Below are 20882 nucleotides of genomic sequence, written 5' to 3'. Positions count from 1 at the left end.
CTATTTCATCCATGGCACCCAAAAGAAACCGCAGCCAGCCAAAGGAGAGCCGCAATGAAACACGCAGAACAAGTGACATTCGGCGGCGGCGGCGGGCTGGAGCGGGCGGCCCATCTGCGTACGGATACCGCAGCGCTGGAAGCGGCCTGGAACAGCCCGGAGGCCCAGGTGCTGCTGATGTGGCGCGGCAAGCCGCTGACCCGGCGCGAAACAGATGCGGATCTGCCCTGCGGGCTGGGCTGGACCGATCCGGCGCATCCGCTGGCCGCTGGCTGCAAGGATGCCGCATTGTTTCTTGGCCTGGCACCCGGCGGCGCGCCATGTTTTGCCTGTGATATCAGCGGCTGGCAGCCCGAAACCCTGGATCAGGAGGCGCTCAGCAGTTTTGCCGATGCCAGCGAGCAGCAGCACCCTGATCTGCCCGCGTCCCAAGTCTTTGCCGAGCTGCGCCGGGTGATGACCCGCCTCACACCGTTGGAGGCAGAACTGGCCGCCACTGCCAAGGCGCTTCTGGCCTGGCACCGCAGCCACCGGTTTTGCGCAGCTTGCGGCGCGCCCAGCGATTTGGCGCAGGCAGGCTGGCAGCGGATCTGCCCCAGCTGCAAGGCACCGCATTTCCCGCGCACCGACCCGGTGGTGATCATGCTGATCACCCATGGCGATGCTGTGCTGATGGGCCGGTCCCCCGGCTGGCCCGAGGGGATGTATTCGCTGCTGGCAGGTTTTGTCGAACCGGGTGAGACGCTGGAAGCAGCCGTGCGCCGCGAAACATTTGAAGAAACCGGCGTGCAGGTCGGGCCGGTCAGCTACCTGTCGAGCCAGCCCTGGGCCTTTCCGATGTCGCTGATGTTCGGCTGCGCGGGCGAGGCGCTGAGCACGGAGATCACCATCGACCCGGCTGAGATCGAAGACGCGCTGTGGGTCAGCCGCCAGGACATGATGACGGTCTTTGCCGGCGAACACCCGGTTCTAAAGCCGTCACGTCAGGGGGCAATTGCGCATTTTCTGCTCAAGAACTGGCTTGCGGACACCCTGGACTAAATAGCATATTGCCGAAAACGGCGCGCCGGCACGGCAGCGCAACCAAAGCAGGCGCGCATGGAATTTCAAAGCAAAGAAGATATCGAAGCCCCGATTGCCGACGTCTTTGGCGCGGTCTCCGATTTCGGACTGCTGGAGCGCTCGGCCCTGCGGCGCGGCATCGACGTGCAGCGGACCGGCGACACCGCCCAACCGGAAAACGGCCTGGCCTGGGATATCGGCTTTCGGTTTCGCGGCAAGCAGCGCGACATCCGGCTGACGCTGGCGTCTTATACCCCGGTCACCGGGCTGGCGCTGACGGGCAGCGGCAGCGGCCTGGACGGCCAGCTGGAGATTGAGCTGCTGGCGCTGTCGCCGCGGCGGACCCGGATGTCGGTGCAATTGAAACTGGCGCCGACCACCCTGACCGGCCGGCTGCTGGTGCAATCTCTGAAACTGGCCCGCAGCAACCTCAGCCGCCGGTTCAAGCTGCGGCTGGCCGACTATGCCCGGATCACCGAGGAACGGCTGAACCGCACCGCCTGATCCCAAGGTTTGGCGGGGCGCCGTGCTATTGCGGCGGCAGCAGCCGCGGCCACAGGGCCGCATTGGCGCGGGCAAAGGCGCCCAGGTGGCCAATCTTCTGCACGCCCGTCTCCTGCGGCACCAGCACAGTCCGCCGCTGCGGCACATCGCCAAAGACGTCCCCCAGCCGCCAAACGGCCGCGGGCGGCACAACGTCGTCATCCGCCATCGCATACAAATCCACCGGCACGCCGGTGCCTGCCCATTTGGGCCGCGGCAAGGCCAAGCCGGTTTCCGGCAGGTAGCTGCCGGGCGTGGTGCACCAGCGCCGCCACTGCCAGTACACTCCGGCAGGCAAATCGGCCCCGAACCCCACCGCGCGCCCGGGCAGATAGCCCAAGGCACGGACCAATGGCGGCACATGGCCGAACCAGAAAGCCAGCGCCAGCGCGCGGTAGGGCCAGGGATGATCGTGGTGATGCACCAAGCCGCCCGCAACCACGATCATGCGGGCGACGTCCTTCAGGCCATCCTGCAGGGGCATCAGCATTGCCCCCAGAGAATGGCCGATCACCCACAACGGCACGCCCGCATAGTGCCGTTGCAGTTCGGCCCTGGCAGCTGGCTGATCCTCCAGCGCCCATTGAACCATTGTCACGTCGGAATGGCGCGGATGGCCCCGCGCCGAGTCTCCGAAATCCCGGTAGTCATAGGTCAGGCAGGCCACTTGCTGCTCTGCTGCCAGCCAGCGCGCGAAATGCCGGTAATAGCGCTGCGGCACCCCGGTTGCGCCATTCAGCACCACTGCTGCCCGCGCCGGCCCCGCAGGGTGGTACAGCCGCCCGGCCAGCATGTGGGTGCCAGATGCAAACCGCAGGGCCTCCTCGCGGATAACCGCGGTATGTTCTGCGCTTTTGTCCAGCATGGCAGCCTCCTGAGCCGATTGATCTAGACCGATTGGTCTAATTCATCTCTGGACCAATCGGTCCAATGCTGTCAAGTTGCCGCCATGAATGACGTAACGACAGCCAAGGCAGGCGGGACCAGCCTGCCCCCAACCCGCGAGCGGCTGATCCGCGCCGCTGCCGGCCTGTTCCGCAACAAGGGCTACAGCGGCACCGGGCTGGCGGAACTGCTGGCTGAGGCGGGGGCACCCAAGGGCTCGCTTTACCACCATTTCCCCAGTGGCAAATCCGACCTGGCCCTGGCCGCAGCGGATTGGGCGTCAGGGCAGATGCTGCTGCTGATAGAGGCATCTTTCACCCCGGCGCCCACCTTTCGGGAGGGGGCCAAGACGGTCTGTTACAAACTGGCCAAGCTGTTTGACAAACAAGGAAAATGGAGCGGCTGCCCGGTTTCGGCTACCCTGTTCGAAGGGCCGGAGAACGAGGCGTTCCACCAGCACGCCGCGCATCTGTTCGAGGGCTGGATTACTGAAACCACCCGCCACGCCCGCCGCCTGGGCCTGCCCGAACCTGAGGCCCGCGCGGCGGCGGAGAATTTCTACATCCTGCTGCAGGGCGGCTGGCAGCTGGCCCGGGTGCGGCGCGACTCGGATGTGATCCGGGGGCTGTATTTGCAGATGCAGAAAAACAATTGACGACTCGGGCACCCAACCGCTACCGCTTGTGCTGATGGTTCCCGTGCCACAGAATCTTGTGTCCGGGATGAAAAGGGAACACGGTGCGGCCTGCGCAAGCTGGCCCAGTCCGAGACTGCCCCCGCAACTGTAAGCGGCGAGCGACCCCGATAGAGCCACTGGCCCTCGAAACGAGGCCGGGAAGGATCGGGAAAGCATCGACCCGCAAGTCAGGAGACCTGCCATCAGACGTGTAACTCGAACCCGGGCGGGGTGTCCGGACAGGGTCTGATGGCTGCGGCGGCTGTGATCCGTCTTTCATCCGGTCTCTTGTCCCCATGACCCCCGTGCCACGCGCGGAGGGCGCAGATATGATGTGGACCGACCAGACGCATTTCTATGCGGCAACAGATTGCAAGTATTTGGGGCGCCCCTGCCCCGCGGCACAGCGGATGATCACCAAACTGGCCGAGGCGATGACCAAGGCAAAACCGCTGACGCAAGACGATTTCGAGATCACCGGCACCACCGCACTGGACGGCTGCCCGCGCAGCTGCCCGGCGCAGTTTGCCGCCGGCCACGACCGGATCCGGCTGTATTGCGGTGTCGGTGAAGAGGCGCCGCGCGAGGGGCTGGACCGCTTTGCCGATGCCATCCTCAGCCGCGACGGCACCGGTTTTGCGGCCTCGAAACTGGACGCCCGCCCCTGCGCGCTGATGGAGGCGCTGCCGAAAACGGTGAACGCGCGGGAAGCAGAGCGGATGATGGCACTGTGATCCGCAACCCGAACGGGCTGGTGCGGTTCCCTGCGGCTCGAAAGATATCCGGCTGACAGAAATGTGTTCGGCATCAGGCTGGCCCGTCTGCCTGATCGGCTCTAGGCAATTCCCGGTATTCAGACTTTATGCAAGGGGATTGCCAATGTTTAAGACCTTTCTGCCGGCCTGTGCTGTCATGAGTGCCTGCGCAACATTTGCCGCCGCCGAACAGCCGCTGTCCACCGAGGAGATCATAGACCTGCTGACCGGGAAGACGATTGAAGGGCTGCATTTCGAGACCCATACCCGCCAGTATTTCTCGGAGTCCGGACTGACGCTCTGGATCAAGCAAGGCGACGCCGCCCCTTCGGAAGCACGTTATAAAATCGAAGACGGCCAGTACTGCTCCAGCTGGTCCGGATTATGGAACACACCGGAATGGGGCTGCTATGCCATTGTGAAAGATGCGGAGCAGGGGCTTTACTATTTTCATGGCGAAAACTTCCGGGCGCCTTTTATCATCGGTAGAGGTTTTGATCTGAGCTTCGACTAGCCCCAGTGGCGGCGCTGGTCACGGCTCGGCAGCCTGCGCACCGGCACAGGCCCAATCCAGCTGCCCCTCCGTCTCGACCGCGCAGGGCCGTACCGCCCGCAGCCGGGCCAGCGCCTGCGCCGGGGCTTCGCCGCATTCGATCATCAGCCGCAGCACCGCCATGCCGGATCGTCCGCACCCGCCCCTGCAATGCACCAGCACCCGGCCGCCGCCACCCAGTGCCTGCCGTGCGGACGTGCTGGCCGCGGCCCATTTTGCCGCCACAGCGGGCGGCGGCACCTGGAAATCCGGCACTGGCAGATGCAGCCAGCGGCAGGCCATGCTTTGAATATCTATCCCCAGCCGCGGCACCCCGGCTGCGTGCTCGGCCTCGGTGGTCATTGAGATGACCAGCCCCGGCCTCCACTGATAGATCTGGATCAGGTCATTGCGGTAATCGCCTCCCGCCCCGGGCAGCGGGCATAGCGCCAGAATACCGCCGCCTGCTGACAGCGCGTGGATGGTCAAGCCTGCCGGCGCCGCGCCGTCCTGCGCCGCAGGCGCCGAGGTGTCTTCAGATCGCATACCGCCTCCTTAGCCGCTTGCGTTCCTGCATTCCCCCGCAGTCCCCTGCCTTCGCAGCCTAAGCGTTAAGCAGGCAATCCCAAAGCTCTTTTGCGGCCCCGTGCCAGCCCCATCGGCGGTGGACGAACGGGCCGCGCTTCAATACCCTGCGCGGAACGCGGACGCCCCGCATCCCGAATCCGGCACGAGACATCATGAACGATACCCCCAGCGGCACCTCCGGCGCATCCGGCCAATCCCAATATCAGGTTCTGGCCCGCAAATACCGGCCCGAAACCTTTGCCGATCTGGTGGGGCAGGACGCCATGGTGCGGACGCTGAAAAACGCCTTTGCCGCTGACCGGATTGCCCAGGCCTTTATTATGACCGGCATCCGCGGCACTGGCAAAACCACCACCGCGCGGATTATCGCCAAGGGCATGAACTGCATCGGTGCGGACGGACAGGGCGGCCCCACCACCGATCCGTGCGGCCAGTGCGAGCATTGCACCGCGATCATGGAAGGCCGTCATGTCGATGTGATGGAGATGGACGCGGCCTCGCGCACCGGCGTCAACGACATCCGCGAGATCATCGACAGCGTGCAGTACCGCGCCGCCTCGGCCCGCTACAAGATCTACATCATCGACGAAGTTCACATGCTGTCGACCAGCGCCTTCAATGCGCTGCTGAAGACGCTGGAGGAACCGCCCGCGCATGTGAAGTTCATCTTCGCCACCACCGAGATCCGCAAGGTGCCGGTGACGGTGCTCTCGCGCTGCCAGCGGTTTGATTTGCGCCGCATTGAACCCGAAGTGATGATCGCGCTGCTGCAAAAGATTGCCGGCGCTGAAAACGCCCGGATCGCCGAGGATGCGCTGGCGCTGATCACCCGCGCCGCCGAAGGTTCCGCCCGCGACGCGACCTCACTGCTGGATCAGGCGATTTCCCATGGCGCGGGTGAAACCTCTGCCGACCAGGTCCGCGCTATGCTGGGTCTGGCTGACCGCGGCCGGGTGCTGGACCTGATGGACATGATCCTGCGCGGCGATGCGGCAGCCGCGCTCACTGAACTCAGCGGCCAGTATGCCGAGGGCGCCGACCCGCTGGCGGTGCTGCGCGATCTGGCCGAAATCACCCATTGGGTCTCGGTGGTGAAGATCACGCCGGATGCCGCCGAGGACCCGACCGTAAGCCCGGATGAACGCGCCCGCGGCAGGGCGATGGCGGATGCGCTGGCGATGCGCGTCCTCACCCGGATGTGGCAGATGCTGCTGAAAGCGCTGGAGGAAGTCGCCGCTGCCCCCAATGCGATGATGGCCGCCGAGATGGCGGTGATCCGCCTGACCCATGTGGCCGACCTGCCCAGCCCCGAAGAACTGATCCGTAAGCTGCAGGACACCCCGCCGCCGCCGCCGAATAGCCCTGGCGGCGGAGTGCCTATGCAGGGCATGGGCGGCCCGGCTCTGGGCGGCGGAGGCGGCAACGCGCCCGCCGGTTATGGCGGCCAAACTGGTCCCGCAGGCGGCGCGCCGGTGGCGCATGGCGGCGGCACTATGGCGGCACTGGCGCCGCAGGTCAGCTCAGCACTGGCGCGCTATCCGTCCTTTGAACATGTGGTCGAGCTGATCCGCACCAACCGCGATGTGAAACTGCTGGTCGAGGTTGAGGGCGGCGTGCGTCTGGTCTCCTACCAGCCGGGACGGATCGAATTCACCCCGTCCTCGCAGGCGCCGCGCGATTTGGCGGCGCGGCTTGGCACGGCGCTGCAAAACTGGACCGGTGCGCGCTGGGTGGTGTCGATCGCGCCCGACGGCGACGCAGCCACCATTGCCGAGGTCCGAGACGCAGCTGAAAACGCCCTGCGCGAGAAAGCCGCCGCCCATCCGCTGGTGCAGGCGGTGCTGGAAAGCTTCCCCAAGGCAAAGATCAAACGCATCCGCACGGCGCAGGAGCTGGCCGCAGAAGTCGCCGCCGAGGCCCTGCCCGAGGTGGAGGATGAATGGGACCCGTTCGAGGACGGGTGACATAAGAAACCCAGGCCATCGCCTGACCTTGGGTGGGCGCGATAGCGCCATCCCAGGGGGAAGGTCAGGCGCTGCCCGGCCTGCCGTCCGGGCGGAAGGGTGCTAAACTCCAGCACCAAGGCAATCCTCCCCTTGTTTCACGCCCTCGCGGCCCGTATCTGTGCCCCGAACCGGAATCTCAGGAGATGACAGATGCTCAAAGGCCTCGGCGGCCTTGGCGATATGGCCAAGATGATGAAATCGGCACAGGAACTGCAGGGCAAAATGGCCCAGATGCAGGAGGAGCTGCACAATGTGATGGTGACGGGCGAGGCCGGCGCCGGTCTGGTCAAGGCCACGGCCTCCGCCAAGGGTGACCTCAAAGGCCTGGATATTGACCCGTCGATCTTCAATGGCGATGACAAGGAAGTGGTCGAGGACCTGATCCTGGCCGCGATCAAGGACGCCCAGGCCAAGGCTGCGGAAAAAGCGCAGGAAGAGATGGCCAAGCTGACCGAAAGCATGGGTCTGCCCAAGGACATCAAGCTGCCGTTCTAAGCGCTGCCAGCTTTACCGACCTAAAGGCGGCCCGTCAGGAGCCGCCTTTTTCTTTGCCTCGTTCAAGCTGTTTCCAACCGGAATTTCAGAAAACGCTGCCCCTCATGCAGCACTTCATCGGTCTGCACCGCGCCCAGCCGTGCCAGCGGCCGCAGATGGCGCCGCGTCGGCGGCAGCAGGAAAGTCACATAAGGGATGCGTGGATCGCGGCGGGCAAACGCCAGCGCTTGCCGGGCAATGGCCGGGCCCAGCCCAAAACAGCCGGGCCGCAATACCAGCCCGAAATCCCATTCCTCGCCCTCTTTCTGAAACCCGCCCCAGCCAAGATACCGGCCCTGCTGCACAAACGCCCAATGACCCAGGCCATCCCTTTGCCAGCAGTCCTCCTTGGCAGTAACAAAGGCTCTGGCAGTTTCTTCGTCCCAGGGGCCTGTTAGCAGCGGCATATGCTCTGCCATCCGCGGATCTGACATGTGGCGGGCAATCTCCAGCGGCGCGATCTGGATCAGCCGGGCAAAACGCACCGGGTGTTGGGTGTTGTCCTGCCGTCCCATTGCCGCCCCTTTTCTTTCCTGCGCAAGATGTGCTGAAATAGATACGCCCTGCCGCCCGCCAACTCAATTGCCCTTACCCTGGCAGGTGCCGAGACAAAACAAACCCTGAACATTTTGCAGCCCTGCCCTTGCGCTTTCCTGCTGCAATCAGCCTATATGGCAAAGCACACAAAGGCCCGGGGCATGATCAGAAATTCCACCAGCGATATCGAAGACCTGATTGCCCTGATGGCCAAGCTGCCAGGGCTCGGCCCGCGGTCCGCCCGCCGTGCGGTGCTGCATCTGATCCGCAAGCGGGCGCTGCTGCTGACGCCCCTGGCCGATGTGATGACCGAGGTCGCCGCAACCGCGCGCGAATGCCTCAACTGCGGCAATATCGGCACCAGCGAGATCTGCCCGCTTTGCACCGACCCGGAACGCGCCAATGGCGAGCTGTGCGTGGTCGAGGATGTGGCCGACCTTTGGGCGATGGAGCGCTCAGGCGACTTCAAGGGCCGCTACCACGTGCTGGGCGGCACCCTGTCGGCGCTGGACGCGGTGGGGCCGGAAGATCTGCGTATCCCGCGGCTCGCGGACCGGGTTGCAACCGAAGGTATCAGCGAGGTGATCCTGGCGCTGAACGCCACCATCGACGGCCAGACCACGGCGCATTACATCGCCGACCAGCTGCAGGGGCAGGTCAGGCTCACCTCGCTGGCGCAGGGCGTGCCGATCGGCGGTGAGCTGGACTATCTGGATGACGGCACGATCTCTGCAGCGCTCAGGGCGCGGAAGGAAATCTGACGGTGCGGCCGGGCGCAAAATTCTTCAAAGAATTTTGGCCGGAAAATTCGAATTTTCCGGAGCCACGCCCGCCATTGTTTTTCAGCAGTAAAAACTCTTTAACCCTTGCACCGCGCGGTCCAATGCACCGTTATCCACATCTTTGTGCAGCACCATGCGGATGGCGCCGGAACTGCCGCCACCGATTACAACACCCTCAGATGCCAAATGCATCCGCAACGCATCATTGCGCCCTTCCTTCGGCGTGAAGAACACCATGTTGGTGGCCTGGGAAACCTCCCCTGCCCCCAAACCGCGCAGCACGTCCGCCAGTTCCGCCGCGCGGTCATGGTCCTGCGCCAGCCGCGCCACGTTGTGCTCCAGCGCGTAAAGCGCCGCCGCCGCCAGCACGCCTGCCTGCCGCATGCCGCCGCCCAGCATCTTGCGCCAGCGCCGCGCCTTGGCGATCAGGTCTGCAGGCCCCGCCAAAACCGACCCGGCCGGCGTGCCCAGCCCTTTGGAAAGGCAAATGGACACCGTATCCATCATCCCGGCCAGCGCCGCTTCCGAACACCCCAGCGCCACCGTCGCATTAAAGAACCGCGCACCGTCCAGATGCACCGCCAGCCCCGCCGTCCGGCCCGCCTCCGCCGCCGCCGCCATTTCCGCCAGGGGCACTGCAAGCCCGTTATGGGTGTTCTCCAGCGACAGCAGACGGCTCACCGCCAGATGGCTGTCATCCGCCTTGACCGCCCCGGCAATCACCTCCGGGTCCAGCGCGCCATCGTCCCGCACCGGCACCGGGCACAGCGATATCCCGCCCAGCACCGAGGCCCCCGCGGCCTCATAGGCATAGACGTGGTAACCCGCGCCCAGGATGATCTCCTCGCCGCGCTGGCAATGGGCCAGCAGGCCCGCCAGGTTGCTCATGGTGCCGGTCGGCAGGAACAGTGCCGCTTCCTTGCCCAGACGCTCGGCCAGCACGGCCTCCAGCCGGTTCACCTGGGGATCTTCACCATAAACGTCATCGCCCAGCTCCGCCGCCTGGATCGCCCGCATCATGCCCGCATCGGGCCGCGTCAGCGTATCGCTGCGCAGATCGCAAAGGGCCGCATTGGCGCCCGCACCTGCCAATCCTGCGTATTGGCTCATTCCGTCACCTGATCATAGGCCAGCGCCGCCACGATATGCACCCGCCGGGTTTCGCCGCCGTTCAGCGCAGTGTGATAGCCGCGGGTATCGGTGAAATAGACCGAGCCATCGGCCGGCAGATGCGTGACGTGATGATTCACGATGAACAATGAGCCGGGGTTGGAGACCACCGGAATATGCAGCCGCGGCTCCGGGTCGCGGTGCCAGGAGTTGCAATTGTACAGCCCCTTGGACAGCACCCGCGTGCGCCCGATCGGAAACCGCTTGGCCAGCTCTGCGTGCACATGCTCGAAATAGGTGCCTGCGAATTTGGGATTGAATTCGGAAAAATCCACTTCCGGCACCAGATCCTCGCGCGGCTCTTCGACATAGCGGGTGTCGGCGCGCAGCCAGTAGCGGCCCGACAGGTCATTGGCGGTCCATTCGGTCTGGCCCGGCCGCTGGGTCAGCGGCAGCGCGGCAAAGCCCTGGTCCTGCAAGCCGCCCATAAAGGCCTCGCGCCTCAGGCACTCCTCCAGCGCCTCCTGCAGCTTTTCGATGTCAAACTTCAGCTCCAGCCTCTGGATACCCGGTCCGGGCACAAACTCCGCCACCGATGCAGAATCCGGCATGGCGCCCATGGCCCTGGTGACAGCCTGCACATCGGCGTCGTTGATCTGCGGTTCAAAACTCATGTCGCGCGCTCCCATTCTTTGTGCTGATCGCAAGGGGGTGATGCTTTGAATGCGATACTGGCAGGCCAAGTTGCCGGAAAAAAGCCGGCCTATTGCAATGCATATTGCAAAAATTGCAACATATGGCAGGGTGCGGGCCATGCGCCGCAAGATCCCGCCCACCTCTGCCCTCCTGTGTTTCGAGGCTGCCGCCCGGGCCGGCAGCTTTGCCGGAGGAGCGCGGGAGATGAACCTGTCGCAAAGCGCCTTCAGCCGCCAGATCCAAAGCCTGGAGGTGCTGACCGGGCAAACCCTGTTCAAGCGTGAACGCCAGCGGGTGCAGCTCAGCGGTGCCGGACGGATGCTGCAGGAGGAGCTGGCACCGCAATTGGAAGCGCTGGAGGCCACCTTTTACCGCTTGCGCACCCGCGACAACCCATATGGCGCGCTCAATATAGGCACCTACCCGACACTGGGCAGCCGCTGGCTGATGCCGCGCCTGGCAACGCTGGCACAGGCGCAGCCGCGGCTGACAATCAATACCATCACCTACCTGGACAATAGCCAGGTGGACCCCAGCCTGGTCGATCTGGCCATCGTGCAGGGCGATCCTCCCTGGCCGGGCTTTCGCGCGGATCTGCTGATGCCTGAGACCCTGATTGCCGTTGCAGCACCGGATCTGCTGGATGGCCCGCTGCAATCCGCCGCCGGGCTTCTGGAGTTTCCAGCCCTGCAGCACAGCACCCGGCCGCTTAGCTGGCAGATTTGGTTCGAGGATCAGACCGGGAGCCTCACCGCCTGTCCCACCGGGCCGTTGTTCAGCCAGTTCGAGATGCTGATCGACGCGGTGAAATACGGCCATGGCGTTGCCATTCTTCCGGAGCTGCTGGTGCACCGGGAGCTGTCCGAGGGCACGCTGATCCAGGCCCATCCGCACCGCTGCACACCCGCCAGCGCCTATTATCTGCTGACACCCCAGGCCAAGACGGGCACCAGCCGGATCGAACGGGTCCGCGACTGGCTGCTGCGTGACGCCAGCAGCCCTAGCGCAGGCTGACCAGCCATTGCCCGCAATAACCTGCAACAAAATGCAACATTTCTGCCGGTCGCTCCCCGCCGCGCACCAGCGCGGCGCCAGGCCCAAGGCGGCCAAGGGGCCCCGTCAGGGGCACATGCGGGCGCGGGAGCCTTCCGCCAGCGCCAAAGCCGCCGCCGTTAGGTGAAAACCGCCTTATACAGCTTTTCCTTGGTAAACGGCTTGTCCAGCACCGGAACCCGGGACAGATCCGGAAACCCCGCCGCCGCGGCGCTGATGGCAAAGCCGCTCATCATCACCGCCTTCAGCCCGGGCTGGATCTTGCGCAGGCCCGCCAGAGTCTCCCAGCCGCCGCGCCCCGGCATGCTCATGTCGATCACCGCGCCGTCAAACGGCCCTGCCGCCTGCAGCTGCGCCAGCGCCGCGTCATAGCCATCCGCCTGCAGCACGACGCAGCCGCGCAGCTGCAACAGACCGGCCACTGCCCGGCGCACGGTTTCCTCGTCATCCACCACCAGGATCCGCCGGATCTCCGCACCGCGCCGCTGCGCCGGCGGCCCTGCCGGGCACGCTTCCGCCGCCGGCTCAGCGGTGCAGGCAGGAAAGTAAAAGCGGAAGGCACTGCCCTCTCCTTCGCGGCTTTCAACCGCCAGGCCGCCCTGATGGCGGCTGATGATCCCCAGCGCCGCGGCCAGGCCAAGGCCGCGTCCGCCGGGTTTGGTGGTAAAGAACGGGTCAAAAATCCGGGTCACGGTCTCACGGCCCATACCGCTGCCGGTATCGCGCACCTCCAGCAGCAGGCAAGCGCCGGCCGGCATGTTCCGCCCCTTCAGCAGCTTGCGCCGCTCTGCATCGCTCAGGCTGGTCTTGCGGGTGCTCACCGTGACAGTGCCCGCAGCCGGCCCGATCGCCTCGGCAGCATTGAAGACCAGGTTCAGCAACAACTGACCCACCTGAGACGAATCCATCTGCGCTGTCAGCGCCCCTTCTTCCAGGTCAAGCACCACCTGTTTGCCCAGCTTGCGCTCAACCGGGACCAGCGCCATGGTCTCTTGCACGATCCCGTTCAGATCATACGGCCCCTGCTCCCGGCTGCCGCCGCCCTTGGCGTAATTCAACAGCTGCCGGACCAGCAAGGCAGAGGCCTGCAGCCCCTGCTCGACCACTTGCAAATGCCCTTGCGCCGGATGCGCGGCCTCCAGATGTGCCAGCGCCAGTTCGGCGCGGCCCTGCATCGAGGCCAGAAGGTTGTTGAAATCATGCGCGATGGTGCCCGCCAGCAACCCCAGGCTTTCGGTCTTGCGCTTGATCAGCAGCGCCTCTTCCGCCTGGGCGCGGCGCCTTTCGGCCTTGCGGCGGCGCAGCTCCAGCCCGATCCGCGCGGCAAACAGCGCGATCAGATCGGTCTCCAGCTTGCGCTGTTTGATTTCCCGGTCGTGCTGCAGCGCAAAATGGCCGATCACCGTGCCATCCGCATCGGCCAGCGGGATGCCCAGGTAGGAATGCAGGTTCTGGCTGCGGAACTGCGTCTGCTCTGGAAACGCCTCCTGCAGCCCGTCCGGCACCAGGAATTTCTCCCGCCCCTTTAAAAACGCACAAGGGGTGCCGTCAAAAGGCACAACCGTGTCTTCCACCCCTTCCATCTGCTGCCCTTCAAAGCAGCACGCCAGCACCCGGAAACACTCAGGCTTGTCGCCCAGGCATTCCGCAATGAAGGCCGAGCGCACCTTGAGCGCGCCCTGCAGCTGCGCGGCCAGCAGCCGGAACGCCTCACGCGGAGACGTGCCGCTTGGCCCTTCGGCCAGCACTGACAGCGTGGCCAGTGTCTGCAGCCCGGCGGTCTCGGCCCCTAGCCGGGGCGCGAACTGCTGCATTACAGCCGCGATATGCTGCGCCAGCCCGCCGTCGATTTCATAGCGCCACGAGGCCTGGACCAGTCCGATCGCCTCGCCATCGGCGTTTTTCAGGGCGACCCCGACATAGCTTTGGATGCCTTCCTCGATGAACATCTCGTCATCCGGATACAGCTCCTGCACCCGGCAGGGAAAGACATGCGGATCGCCGCTCAGCACCACGTCATGGCACGGCGTCACGCAAGCCTCGTATTCGAAATCCCCCAGCTGCAGCCCGTCAAACCAGCTGGCCAGCACCTTGATGCGCTCGGTCTCCATGACCTTCAGCTCACCCACGGTGACCAGATCGGCCCCATAGGCCTGCGCCAGCTGATCCACAAATTCCTGGCAGAACTCCAGGCCGCTCAAACAGGCCAGTGTCTCCAGATCCAAGCGGCTGCTTTCCCCAAGCGCCGCGGCCCCTGCTGCGTCCATTGCTTGTACTCCTGCCATCCCTTTGCGGACAGGCCTGCAAGGCCGGACCGCTGGCAATACTCAGTAACACTCCGTTCCTTACACTTTGGAAAACCGCCCCGGAACAAAAGGCCTTTCCCGCACCCTGGTCTTTGCGGGCAATCTGGAACACAACTGCCCCGCAACATCATGCTGCGCAAAACAGGGGTACATAGTCAACATATTGTAACGTAGAGAGTCAATTCTATCAGAAAAAGCCGCAAATTCTGAGTGAAGGATCTGCGGCTTTTTATTAAATTTCTTTAGCCGGCACCGCCGGGACGGATGGGATCAGAAGCGGGGATCTTCGTCGTCTTCCTCGTCGTCCCCGCCAGCGGGCAGGTTGAAGAAGCTGTCCGCGTCGGGGATTTCCTCTTCCTTCTTCCGGTCATCATCACTCAAACCGCCGCCCAGGGTAAAGGTTTCCAGCCCCTCGATCGCGCTTGGGATCTTCGGCTCGGCGTCCATCTCCAGCGACTGTTCGGTAGAGACCAGCTTGCGTCGCTCATCGTCGCTCATCACGCCGCCTTCGGCGGCTTTCTTGGCCGCCGCCTTCTGCACGACGGCATCCAGCTCGGACTGGCGGCACAGGCCCAGCGCCACCGGGTCGATCGGCTGCATGCTGGAGATGTTCCAATGGGTGCGCTCGCGGATCGACTGGATGGTCGGCTTGGTGGTGCCGACCAGCTTGGCGATCTGGCCATCGCTGAGTTCCGGGTGGAATTTTACCAGCCACAGGATCGAGTTCGGACGGTCCTGGCGCTTGGACAGCGGGGTATAGCGCGGGCCGCGGCGTTTTTCCTCGCCGGCGGCAGCCGGGTTGAACTTGAGCTTCAGCTTGTGCAGCGGATTGGCTTGCGCCCTGTCGATCTCATCCTGGGTCAGCTGGTTGTTGGCCATCGGGTCGAACCCTTTGACGCCTGCGGCCACTTCGCCATCGGCGATGCCCTGGATTTCCAGCTCGTGCATGCCGACGAAATCGGCGATCTGCTTGAAGCTGATCGTGGTATTGTCCACCAGCCACACGGCGGTTGCCTTGGCCATCAACGGTTTTGCCATGCGCTCATCTCCTTAAAACACATCTTCCCCGCCGCCTGGATCAAGGCTGCCCCGCTTTCGGGGTCTGGTTTCCGTTGTCGGGGAACTTCAGGCCTGTATAGTCGGCTTCATTGCATAAGGAAAGAGGCCAATGCGCAAGTTATTGCTGGGGCTGGCGGCTGTTTTGGCCGGTTTTGCCACCCTTGCCGCAGCAGAGGGCGAGCCGGCCGGGGAGTTCGACTATTACGTGCTGGCGCTCAGCTGGTCGCCGAACTGGTGCGAGCAGGAAGGCGATGCGCGCCGCGCAGAGCAATGCAAGGCGCGCTATGACTATGGCTGGACCCTGCACGGGCTATGGCCGCAATTCCATCGCGGCTGGCCCAGTTACTGCCGTTCCGCAGAGGCGCCGCCGAGCCGCCGCATGAGCCGGGAAATGGCGGATATCATGGGCAGCCCCGGCCTGGCCTGGCATCAGTGGAAGAAACACGGCACCTGTTCCGGCCTCAGCGCAAGGGCGTATTACAGGCTGATGCGCGACGCCTACCGGCGCGTGGCCCGCCCCGCCGTCTTTCGCAAGCTGGACAAGCCCGTGACCCTGCCCGCCGCCGTGGTTGAGGAAGCTTTTCTCAAGGAAAACCCAAGCCTGGCGCCAGACAGCCTGACCATCACCTGCCGCAGCGGCGCCATCCAGGAAGCCCGCATCTGCCTGTCGAAAACGCTGCAGCCGGTGCCCTGCGGGCGGGATACGATCCGCGACTGCACGTTGAAAAACGCCCGCCTCGCGCCGGTGCGCTAAGATTGAGGGCGGGAACAGGGGCGCTGCCCCTCTTGGCCTGGCGGCCAATTCACCCTGGGGTGTTTTTGACCAGAAAGAAGCAGAACCCGCGCCTTTGTCAGACCGCGTGATCCGCACAGCCGCACCCCGGCCCCTTTGCCGGGAGTGCCCCTGCCCCGCTGCGCGCGCGGCAATAAATGGCCTGTGATCCACACTTCCCGGGGTTTTGTGCTACTATAATGAAACGTGCCGCGCCCGGCCCTGCCTGAACGGCACTTCCGTTATGGTCAGCGAGGAGGAAGAAGCGCATGGCAAAGACAATCGGGAACCCGCTCAGCTGGCTTCTGCAGGGGGCAGAGTCCACGGGGCAGCATATCGGCCAGACGGTCGAAGAGATGGGCAGCGACGGTGTCAAGGAACTGCCCAAGGCCTGCACCCTCACCATGGACGACATCATACATTCGCTGGCAGCCGGACTGGAGGATTTTGCCGCTTGCCGCAGCGATGCCATGTTCCTGGTGCTGTTTTATCCGCTGATCGGCATCACGCTGATCGTAATGAGCCTGTCGATGAATTTGCTGCCCCTGATCGTGCCGATGATCATGGGTTTTGCGATCCTTGGCCCGGTGGCCGCGGTTGGGCTTTATGAAATGTCTTCGCGCCGTGAAGCCGGGTTCGAGCCGCGCTGGATGGATGCCTTCGGCGTCATCCGCTCGCCTGCGTTTGGCGGCATTCTGGTGCTGGGTCTGTATCTGGCAGTGCTGTTCATTGTTTGGCTGGTGGCCGCGGACATGATCTACAGCCGCACCCTGGGGCCGGAACCGCCGGCCTCGATCCTGGGCTTTGCTGCGGAAGTGGTGACGACCCGCGAGGGCTGGATCATGGCCATTGCAGGCGGCATCACGGGCGCGGTCTTTGCCTTTGCCGCACTGGCGATGAGCCTGGTGTCTTTCCCGCTGCTGCTGGACCGCCATGTGGGCCTGCCGGTAGCCGTGGCCACCTCGATCAAGGTGCTGCGCAAGAACCCGGTAATCTGCATGACCTGGGGTGTCATCGTTGGCACCGCGCTGGTGGTTGGCGCAATCCCCTTCCTGGCCGGGCTGATCATTGTGGTGCCGGTGCTGGGGCACGCGACCTGGCATTTGTACCGGCGCGCCGTGCAGTAAGGACATCCGCATATCAAAATGGGCCGGCAGATCTGCCGGCCCCTCTGTGTCAGGCACTCTGAAGTTTCAGCCCACTTTCAAAACAATCTTGCCGATATGGCCGGAGCTTTCCATCCGCGTGTGTGCAGCGGCGGCCTGCTCCAGTGCAAATTCGCTGTCCATCACCGGTGCCACCTTGCCAGCTTCGATCAAGGGCCAGACCGCTTCGCGCAGGTCCCCGGCAATCTGCGCCTTGGCCAGGTCGCTTTGCGGCCGCAGGGTCGAGCCGGTCAGGGTCAGCCGCTTGACCATCATCAGGGCAAAGTTCAGCTCTACCTTCGGCCCCTGCAGAAAGGCGATCTGCACCAGGCGGCCGTCTTCGGCCATTGCCTTCACATTGCGCGGGATATAGTCGCCGCCGACCATGTCGAGGACCAGATCAGCGCCGCCTTCACCCTTTAGAACCTTGACGAAATCCTCGTCGCGGTAGTTGATTGCGCGTTCGGCGCCGAGATCCAGGCAGGCCTGGCATTTCGCATCCGATCCGGCGGTGGAAAACACCCGCGCACCAAAGGCCTTGGCCAGCTGGATCGCCGTGGTGCCGATCCCGGAAGAGCCGCCATGCACCAGGAACCGCTCGCCCGCTTTCAGCCCGCCGCGGGTGAAGACATTGGACCAGACGGTGAAAAACGTCTCCGGCAGGCAGGCCGCCTGTTTCAGATCCAGTCCGGCAGGCACCGGAAGGCAATGGGCGGCTGGAGCAGCCACATATTCCGCATAGCCGCCGCCGGGCAGCAGCGCGCAGACCAGATCGCCCACGCGGAGGCCGCTGACGCCTGCGCCCACAGCCGTCACCTCGCCCGAGGCTTCCAGCCCCGGCAGGTCGCTGGCACCCTTGGGCGGATCATAGGCGCCCGCGCGCTGCAGCGCATCAGGCCGGTTCACCCCAGCATAGGCCACCTTGATCACTACCTCGCCGTGGCCCGGTTGCGGCACCGGGCGCTGGCAAGGCTGCAGCACTTCCGGCCCGCCGGGTTTGGTGATCTCCACCGCGCGCATCATCTCTGTCATGGCAATTCGTCCTCCTGATCCTTGCCCCTTGCCTAGCACCCGCCCGGGTGAGCGCAAACAGCAAAGGCGCCCTGCTAAGGCTGCTTTGCGGAATGCCCGGCCTGTTCCGCGGCGACTACCGTGAGGCACAGCCAAGAGGTTGGACGTTCCCGGGCCGCAACCGGTAAAGCCCGAAGCGCCAGGGCGCTGCGGTGCAGGATTGGATGCAGGCGCGCATGGAAGATCTGTTGCCGGCCGGATACTTCTATGTGGTCTTCACGCTGCCAGCCCGGACCGCCGGGATTGCTTATCAGAACAACGCAGCTTATTTGCATTCCCTGGCGTCACGCAGCCGTTCGGTTTGCTGATCAAGCGATACAGCCCTGAACCGCAATCCCTATAGCACCGGAAACCTGCACGCGGTTTCCTCGTTGTCTGATTGTCGCCGCTACCGCTCGCGCTGACTGCAGCCGCAATCCTTAGACAGAGCTGGCCAGGGCCTTGGCAGGTTCCGGGCAACCGCGCAGGCCAAAGCAGCCTGTTGCAGACGCAGTCCCGAAATCCGCTTGGAGATTGCAAGCAGAAGCACAGACGCGCAATTGGCAACCCAACAGGCTGCCGATTGCGCAAGAAAAACGGGGCGCCGCAGGAGATCGCGTCAAGCGGGACGCCGATGAGGCTTACAGGAGCATCGCCGGTGCGGATGCCCGGTTCATGTCAGTTTGCCGGTGCTGCAGTCAAATGCGGCCTTTGCGCCTGAGAGCTTGGGAGCGGCCTTGAAGATACTTTTGCACGCCGCCGTCAAGGCCTTGTTCGGGTCACCTTTGAAGTACTTGTTAGCGGTCCACTCTTTGCCAAGCTTGACATGGTATCCTGTGATTTTGGTCCCCTTCGGGTGGCCTGCCTTAAAGGCCTTGTCCAGCTTTCCCTTCGCCGCCTTCAGCGGCTTGTCGTCGATCTGAATGTTCTCGGCAGGGCCGCTGCGGCAGGGCGTCGTCACGAAGTGGTACATCGTGCCGACCTGCTTGTTCTTGTCATAGGCCACCAGACAGATGCAGTCGCCCAGGCCCGAGGTTTCAAGCGGGTCCCATTTGTCGCTGTGTCCGAACCCGCCGATTTTAACGCTCACTTTTCCCATGGATAAGTCCCTCAGATTAGGTTTCTGAATTCACGTGATGCTGCTGGTTCCGGCTGCAAGATTCGAAAACTGGCCGGCATCCGCCGGAGCACAGCCTTCACACATGCTGAGCAGCACCCGCACCCGCATTGCGGCAGAAACTTCTGCATAGTGCGGCAGCGATTTAATTGGGGTTAATGGAACGGTGATCCGGCGGTTCACGGCCACCCGGCAAAGATGCAATTTCCCAATGCAGATGATCAATTCTGCACCGGGGGAGCAGCATGGAGCATCACGCATTTGCGCAATGCGCTTCAGGCTGCCGAAAACCTTGCTTTCACTGTGCCACTCACCGCCGCGGGTTCAAAGAGCCCGGCAGGCCGTCGCGGCCCTTGGGCGGTTTGATCTGCTCGGCCAGCCAGTTCGGCCCCACCAGGAACGGCTTCAAAAGCGGATTTTTCTGCAGCCCGGCCTTCAGTTTCTCAAAATCCATCACATTGCCGATCCGGCGGTCAAGAAACTCCCACGTCGCCTGATGGCCCAGGCTGTCATCGCCCAGCCAAAACAGCACTGTGGCGGAATAGATCCCGGCCAGCGATGCGCGCTTGGTATACCAGTTCAGATCATCCGAGCCGTCGCCCAGCGTCTCCCAGATCAGATCGCAAGTGCCCCAGATCGCCTTGATTCCGTCGCCGGCATATTGCGGCAGTGTCAGCAGCGTTGTGCCGCGGCGCACCGCTTCCTTGTCATCCACGGCTTCCAGCCGGAACCGTACCGCCGCCGCCACCTTGTCGCGGAACCGCAGGCCGGACAGGTCCTCGGCGTCCAGCCGCGCCAGCATCAGCGAATCGCCGCGCGCGTGATAGGCCAGCGCCAGGTCCACCCCGCCGCGCGGGCAAACCGCATGGGCCAGCACTTCAGCCACCTGCACGTCCTCGCAGGCGGCGCGGAATGTCACCTCGGACCAGCCGTCAAACGGCACATGATTCAACGCCGCATCCAGCAGCTTTTCCTTGATATCGTCCTGCGCGCGATCCTGGTCTTCGGTCATTTCACCCTCCCGCTTTCAGCGTCCTGATACCCTACTAGACAAAATAGCCGGCCTTTGCTATACGGCCACTTCCTGCAATTTCCTTGCAACTCAAACTTAGAAAGGTGGTGAAAACCACATGCAGGTTAGTGTTCGCGACAACAATGTCGATCAGGCGCTTCGTGCCCTGAAGAAAAAGCTGCAGCGTGAAGGCGTATTCCGCGAAATGAAGCTCAAGCAACATTTCGAGAAGCCGTCCGAGAAAAAAGCGCGCGAGAAAGCTGAAGCGATCCGCCGTGCCCGGAAACTGGCACGTAAGAAGCTCCAGCGCGAAGGTTTGCTCTAAGCAGCAGGCCGTCCGGCTTTGGACAGCACTGGGCCGGTCTTGCGACCAGCCGGAACTTAAGTTCAGACGACCCCCGCGGCTCTGCCTCGGGGGTTTGTCATTTCTGCCGCCTAAGAAAATGCCGTTTCTTAAGTAGATACACAGAAATACCGCAATTTTGCCCGAATTACATCTTTAGGGTGTATTTCGTTAATTTTCTCTGCTATACAGGGTATACGGCAGGGCAAATCTGATGCGTTTCCCTAAACACTGCCCCGCCGTCCGGGATTGGAACACCCGGTTCATTGAAACCCGGGGCAGGCCGCGTCTCCCCCCCCCAAACGAACCGGCGCCTGTC

General features: G+C 63.8%; 22 protein-coding genes and 1 riboswitch. Of the genes, 12 read left to right on the top strand and 10 right to left on the bottom strand.

The annotated features are described in order from the left end of the window. The first annotated feature begins 54 nt into the window (after window positions 1–54). Window positions 55–1041, top strand: coding sequence for an NAD(+) diphosphatase (nudC, locus tag K3555_RS02890; protein ID WP_260007324.1), 987 nt, complete (start codon window positions 55–57; stop codon window positions 1039–1041). A gap of 57 nt (window positions 1042–1098) precedes the next feature. Further along, window positions 1099–1566 (top strand): SRPBCC family protein, encoded by a 468-nt coding sequence (locus K3555_RS02885; RefSeq protein ID WP_260007323.1) that lies wholly within the window; start codon window positions 1099–1101, stop codon window positions 1564–1566. A gap of 25 nt (window positions 1567–1591) precedes the next feature. Here the strand turns inward: K3555_RS02885 and K3555_RS02880 are convergent, their stop codons facing one another. Continuing rightward, the gene (locus K3555_RS02880; RefSeq protein WP_260007322.1) at window positions 1592–2470 is read right to left on the bottom strand and encodes a serine aminopeptidase domain-containing protein; all 879 of its coding nucleotides are present in this window, start codon (window positions 2468–2470) and stop codon (window positions 1592–1594) included. An 84-nt stretch (window positions 2471–2554) separates the two neighbouring features. Between K3555_RS02880 and K3555_RS02875 the strand changes: the two genes are divergently transcribed. The 3 genes from K3555_RS02875 (at window position 2555) to K3555_RS02865 (ending at window position 4435) form a co-directional block, all read left to right on the top strand. Then, window positions 2555–3145, top strand: coding sequence for a TetR/AcrR family transcriptional regulator (locus K3555_RS02875; protein WP_260007320.1), 591 nt, complete (start codon window positions 2555–2557; stop codon window positions 3143–3145). 18 nt (window positions 3146–3163) lie between these two features. After that, window positions 3164–3386, top strand: a riboswitch (cobalamin riboswitch). Window positions 3387–3495: 109 nt separating this feature from the next. After that, complete coding sequence (locus K3555_RS02870; RefSeq protein ID WP_259994789.1) at window positions 3496–3900, top strand: hypothetical protein; 405 nt, start codon at window positions 3496–3498, stop codon at window positions 3898–3900. A 145-nt stretch (window positions 3901–4045) separates the two neighbouring features. After that, window positions 4046–4435: a hypothetical protein gene (locus K3555_RS02865; RefSeq protein ID WP_260007319.1), complete on the top strand. Its 390-nt coding sequence runs from the start codon at window positions 4046–4048 to the stop codon at window positions 4433–4435. 18 nt (window positions 4436–4453) lie between these two features. Here K3555_RS02865 and K3555_RS02860 read toward each other — a convergent pair whose 3' ends face one another. Next, a complete protein-coding gene (locus tag K3555_RS02860) occupies window positions 4454–4999 on the bottom strand; it encodes a protein-tyrosine phosphatase family protein (protein ID WP_260007318.1) in 546 nt (181 codons plus the stop codon). A gap of 194 nt (window positions 5000–5193) precedes the next feature. Here K3555_RS02860 and K3555_RS02855 point away from each other — a divergent pair, with 194 nt between their 5' ends. Together K3555_RS02855 and K3555_RS02850 are read left to right on the top strand one after the other, a co-directional pair. Then, a complete protein-coding gene (locus K3555_RS02855; RefSeq protein ID WP_260007317.1) occupies window positions 5194–7005 on the top strand; it encodes a DNA polymerase III subunit gamma/tau in 1812 nt (603 codons plus the stop codon). Between the two features lie 192 nt (window positions 7006–7197). Continuing rightward, entirely contained in the window at window positions 7198–7542 is a 345-nt protein-coding gene (locus tag K3555_RS02850; protein ID WP_024088825.1) for a YbaB/EbfC family nucleoid-associated protein, read from the top strand. A 62-nt stretch (window positions 7543–7604) separates the two neighbouring features. On the opposite strand, the gene K3555_RS02845 is transcribed toward K3555_RS02850, so the two are convergent. Continuing rightward, window positions 7605–8096 carry a GNAT family N-acetyltransferase gene (locus K3555_RS02845; protein WP_260007316.1) on the bottom strand — a complete coding sequence of 164 codons (492 nt, stop codon included), beginning with the start codon at window positions 8094–8096 and terminating at the stop codon, window positions 7605–7607. Between the two features lie 183 nt (window positions 8097–8279). Between K3555_RS02845 and recR the strand changes: the two genes are divergently transcribed. Beyond that, window positions 8280–8879 (top strand): recombination mediator RecR, encoded by a 600-nt coding sequence (recR, locus tag K3555_RS02840; RefSeq protein ID WP_129369737.1) that lies wholly within the window; start codon window positions 8280–8282, stop codon window positions 8877–8879. A gap of 81 nt (window positions 8880–8960) precedes the next feature. Here recR and ltaE read toward each other — a convergent pair whose 3' ends face one another. After that, a complete protein-coding gene (gene ltaE, locus K3555_RS02835; protein ID WP_260007315.1) occupies window positions 8961–10010 on the bottom strand; it encodes a low-specificity L-threonine aldolase in 1050 nt (349 codons plus the stop codon). After that, window positions 10007–10684, bottom strand: a complete 678-nt coding sequence (locus K3555_RS02830) for a hypothetical protein (protein WP_260007314.1) — start codon at window positions 10682–10684, stop codon at window positions 10007–10009. Before K3555_RS02830 ends, ltaE begins: the two co-directional genes overlap by 4 nt. 139 nt (window positions 10685–10823) lie before the next feature. Here K3555_RS02830 and K3555_RS02825 point away from each other — a divergent pair, with 139 nt between their 5' ends. After that, on the top strand, window positions 10824–11720 hold the full coding sequence (locus K3555_RS02825) for a LysR substrate-binding domain-containing protein (protein WP_260007313.1): 897 nt from the start codon (window positions 10824–10826) through the stop codon (window positions 11718–11720). Window positions 11721–11878: 158 nt separating this feature from the next. On the opposite strand, the gene K3555_RS02820 is transcribed toward K3555_RS02825, so the two are convergent. Then, window positions 11879–14026, bottom strand: a complete 2148-nt coding sequence (locus tag K3555_RS02820; RefSeq protein ID WP_260007312.1) for an ATP-binding protein — start codon at window positions 14024–14026, stop codon at window positions 11879–11881. 309 nt (window positions 14027–14335) lie between these two features. Continuing rightward, on the bottom strand, window positions 14336–15103 hold the full coding sequence (locus K3555_RS02815; protein WP_129369732.1) for a DUF1013 domain-containing protein: 768 nt from the start codon (window positions 15101–15103) through the stop codon (window positions 14336–14338). A 130-nt stretch (window positions 15104–15233) separates the two neighbouring features. Between K3555_RS02815 and K3555_RS02810 the strand changes: the two genes are divergently transcribed. Next, a complete protein-coding gene (locus K3555_RS02810) occupies window positions 15234–15878 on the top strand; it encodes a ribonuclease T2 (RefSeq protein ID WP_260007311.1) in 645 nt (214 codons plus the stop codon). 287 nt (window positions 15879–16165) lie between these two features. After that, entirely contained in the window at window positions 16166–17023 is an 858-nt protein-coding gene (locus tag K3555_RS02805; protein ID WP_259989875.1) for a DUF2189 domain-containing protein, read from the top strand. A 66-nt stretch (window positions 17024–17089) separates the two neighbouring features. On the opposite strand, the gene K3555_RS02800 is transcribed toward K3555_RS02805, so the two are convergent. From K3555_RS02800 to K3555_RS02785, 3 genes are all read right to left on the bottom strand, one after another. Continuing rightward, window positions 17090–18073, bottom strand: coding sequence for an NAD(P)H-quinone oxidoreductase (locus K3555_RS02800; RefSeq protein WP_260007310.1), 984 nt, complete (start codon window positions 18071–18073; stop codon window positions 17090–17092). A gap of 691 nt (window positions 18074–18764) precedes the next feature. Then, a complete protein-coding gene (locus tag K3555_RS02790; RefSeq protein WP_259989870.1) occupies window positions 18765–19190 on the bottom strand; it encodes a hypothetical protein in 426 nt (141 codons plus the stop codon). A gap of 328 nt (window positions 19191–19518) precedes the next feature. Next, window positions 19519–20220 carry a COQ9 family protein gene (locus K3555_RS02785; RefSeq protein ID WP_260007309.1) on the bottom strand — a complete coding sequence of 234 codons (702 nt, stop codon included), beginning with the start codon at window positions 20218–20220 and terminating at the stop codon, window positions 19519–19521. Between the two features lie 118 nt (window positions 20221–20338). Between K3555_RS02785 and rpsU the strand changes: the two genes are divergently transcribed. Then, window positions 20339–20545, top strand: a complete 207-nt coding sequence (rpsU, locus tag K3555_RS02780) for a 30S ribosomal protein S21 (protein WP_024088814.1) — start codon at window positions 20339–20341, stop codon at window positions 20543–20545. Window positions 20546–20882 lie beyond the last annotated feature (337 nt).

This window comes from Leisingera sp. M527 (genome assembly GCF_025141525.1).
GTDB lineage: Bacteria > Pseudomonadota > Alphaproteobacteria > Rhodobacterales > Rhodobacteraceae > Leisingera.
The sequence above is the reverse complement of the archived record's forward strand: the minus strand, read 5'-3'. Positions and strand labels throughout refer to the sequence as shown.